4 protein-coding genes are annotated in these 3217 nt (G+C 59.7%); all 4 read left to right on the top strand.

Features of this window, described 5'->3' with window-relative positions; genetic code table 11:
- The coding region (locus VES88_09635; protein HYN81750.1) for a MaoC family dehydratase at positions 1-337 on the top strand (337 nt) is incomplete at its 5' end.
- A 97-nt stretch (positions 338-434) separates the two neighbouring features.
- Positions 435-932, top strand: coding sequence for a PaaI family thioesterase (locus VES88_09630; protein ID HYN81749.1), 498 nt, complete (start codon positions 435-437; stop codon positions 930-932).
- A 556-nt stretch (positions 933-1488) separates the two neighbouring features.
- Positions 1489-2541, top strand: coding sequence for a phosphotransferase family protein (locus VES88_09625; GenBank protein ID HYN81748.1), 1053 nt, complete (start codon positions 1489-1491; stop codon positions 2539-2541).
- Positions 2542-2788: 247 nt separating this feature from the next.
- Positions 2789-3217 (top strand): alcohol dehydrogenase catalytic domain-containing protein (locus VES88_09620; GenBank protein HYN81747.1); only part of this gene is annotated, 429 nt, incomplete at its 3' end.

Raw genomic sequence — 3217 nt, 5'->3', positions numbered from 1 at the left:
CCGGCAGTGGATTCACACAGACCAGGAGCGCGCCGCCCGTGAGTCACCATTCAAAGAGACAATCGCGCACGGCTTCCTGACCCTCTCGCTGTTGAGCGAACTCGGCAAGCTGGCGATGTCTGTCGGCGGAGTGCGGATGGGTATCAACTACGGGCTGAACCGCGTCCGGTTCGTGCGCCCAGTGCCCGCCCAGTCGCGCATTCGCGGGCGCTTCACACTGGTGGCGCTGAAAGAGATTAAAGGCGGCGTGCAGGCGACGTGGGGCGTGACGGTCGAGCGCGACGGCGGCGATAGGCCCTGCTGCGTGGCGGAGTGGCTGGTGCGCTACTACGTTTGAGGACGCGCCGAAAAGTATCACTAAATCGAAACTTGCAATATTGGTACAGAGACAAAACAGACGATCCACGAAAAGACACGAAATAGTTTGTTTGGTTATGAGTATTACAAAAGAGAGGACGCGGACGATCACTTGGGAGGAACCGCGAAACCCGGCGCAGGACGGGCAAAATTTGAGCGGGCTTGAGTACTTGCAAAAGATCGTCGCGGGCGAATTGCCGCGCCCACCGATGGGTGCGTTGATGAACTTCAATATCACCGAACTGAGCGAAGGCCGTGCAGTCTTTACCGTCGAACCCGCCGAGTATCATTACAACCCAATTGGTGTCGTTCACGGCGGGTTAGCGGCGACGCTGCTCGATTCGGCGATGGGGTGCGCCGTCCATTCGACTCTCCCAGCCGGTGCGGGCTACACGACGCTGGAGATCAAGGTCAACTACATCCGCCCGATGACGGCGGAAACGGGGTGCCTGCGCTGCGAGGCAAAGGTGATTCACGTCGGCGGTCGCACTGCCACCGCCGCGGGCCGAATTGAGGACGAGCGCGGAAAGCTCTACGCACATGGCACGACCACGTGCATCATTTTTCGTTCATAGAGCATATGTCAGTGAGCGTATGGAAAAGCAGGCACTGAGAAGAGGAGCTCGAGCCGCAACCAAACCCGTACAGGTCAACGTCAATGTTGTGGCCCCACGCTTAGCTCCGGAGGAGCCGAATGTTTATAGTCACGGCCACCAATCCGATGACCCAGCTCCGGAGGAGCGAAATGTTCCCGCGATGAGCAAGTCGAGCAATGACATTTCGCTCCTAACGGAGCTGGTGGAAATATCTCAGAGTTCATTGTTCTATAAACATTCCGTCCCTAACGGGACTGTTGCATGGTCACATCTCAGCAAACAAGAACCTATGGACTTGTTCACAGAGGGGCATTCTCGCAAGCGTGCCATCATCTGTGTACAGAGTTTCAAATCATTCTCTCCGCTACCTCTGTCTTCTTTGTGTCTCTGTGGTGTTCTCAACTCTGCCCTTCCACTCGATTTGAATGATGCTGCGAGGCGGAGACGGGATTAATCGATGAGTGACGCGCCCCCTTCAGTCAAAGAACTCTCTCCCTCGCACGGCGTGACGCCTGATTCGTCGGACACGAAGCCTGTGCGCGCTAGCGAGCAGCTTGATTGGGACTCGCTCGCACGTTACGCGCGCGCGAAACTGGCCGCCGTGTTGGGAGGGCAGTTCGACGACGCCGGGCCGATGACGGTCGAGCAGTTTCCCGGCGGCCACTCGAACCTAACCTACCTGCTGCGCTGCGGCGATCAGGAGTTCGTGATGCGCCGACCGCCGTTCGGGCCTGTGCCTCCCAAGGCCCACGACATGGCGCGCGAATATCGTATTCTCGAAGCTGTGCATCCGGTGTTCTCGCTCGCGCCGCAACCGTTTGCACTCTGCGAAGACGCGAGCGTCATTGGTTCAATCTTTTACATCATGGAACGAAGGCACGGACTTGTGGTCCGTTATGACGAGCCCCCGGAGCTAGCCGATCAACCCGCAGAGCGTCGCCGGGTCAGTGAAGGTTTGGTGGACACGCTCGCCGAACTGCATGCGGTGGACATCGCCGCTGACGGGCTGACCACCCTCGGTAAGCCCGCCGGGTTCGTTGAGCGACAGGTGAGAGGGTGGAGCGAGCGCTGGAGTGGATCGCAAACGAGCGAGCTGCCAGAGATGGACGTGCTCGCGGCGTGGCTGGCGGAACGTCTGCCGCCCGACCCGGCTAGGCCGACTGTGGTTCACGGTGACTTTAAGCTCGACAACGTGATGCTGGACGCGCGCGACATTGGGCGCATCGTCGCCGTGTTCGACTGGGAGATGAGCGCCGTCGGCGACCCGCTCATTGATCTGGGCATCCTGCTCTGCTACTGCGTGCACACCTCGACGCTGTCGCAGCACGATGCCGTGACCTCCGTCACACATCGAGCGGGTTGGTTCACGCGCGCGGAGATTCTCGAACGCTACGGCGAGCGGACAGGACTCGATTTGACCAACGTCACTTTCTACGAAGTGTTCGCCGTCTTCAAACTTGCCGTCGTGCTGCAACAGATTTTCTACCGTTACCATCGCGGGCAGACCGACGACCCGCGTTTCGCCACGCTCGAAAGCCGAGTGACGTGGCTGGCGCGCATCGCTACGGCACTCGCCGGAAAGGCCTGACGAACGATAAGAGCAATTACAAAACTCAATTAGCCACAGAGGCACGGACACACAGAGAAGGACAAATAAAGAGGGCAAAGTTTTGGCAGAAACAACGATCCACGAAATCACACGAACTAACACGAAATGTCCTTGGTGTCTTTTCGTGTAAATTTAGTGGATCGTTCCCTTTGGTTGCGGCTAAAAGCCGCGCTGTGCCTCTGTGGCAGTTTTGAAACGAGTTCTAACTCTCGATTGACAACTCTCGATGAATATCAAAGCCGCCATCTTGTGGGAGCAGGGCGCGCCGCTCTCGGTTGAAGAAGCCGAACTCGAAGCTCCGCGCGCGGGCGAGGTGCTGGTCGAGTTGAAGGCCGCCGGGGTCTGCCACAGCGATCTGCATCCGGCGCGCGGCGATTGGCCTGCGCGCACGCCTCTCGTGCTCGGGCACGAAGGCGCAGGCGTAGTGCGCGAAGTGGGCGCAGGCGTGACTCGGCTGCGCGCGGGCGACCACGTCGTTTTCTGCTGGGCGCCCGCGTGCGGCGTCTGCCCGTCGTGCCTCGAAGGTCACCCTGTGCTCTGCGACCGTCTGGAGCGCACGACGTACCGCAACCGCCTGCCTGCGGGTGGCTCGCGGTTGCGTGCTCGCGGGCAAGACGTGGCACATTTCAACGGCACGGCCTGCTTCGCGGATTTC

The organism is Gemmatimonadaceae bacterium (genome assembly GCA_035633115.1).
GTDB lineage: Bacteria > Gemmatimonadota > Gemmatimonadetes > Gemmatimonadales > Gemmatimonadaceae > UBA4720.
The sequence above is the reverse complement of the archived record's forward strand: the minus strand, read 5'-3'. Positions and strand labels throughout refer to the sequence as shown.

What these genes read in the sequence shown, in the direction of transcription:
- VES88_09630 (HYN81749.1), top strand. Translation starts at nt 435, where the DNA reads ATGAGTATTACAAAAGAGAGGACGCGGACGATCACTTGGGAGGAACCG.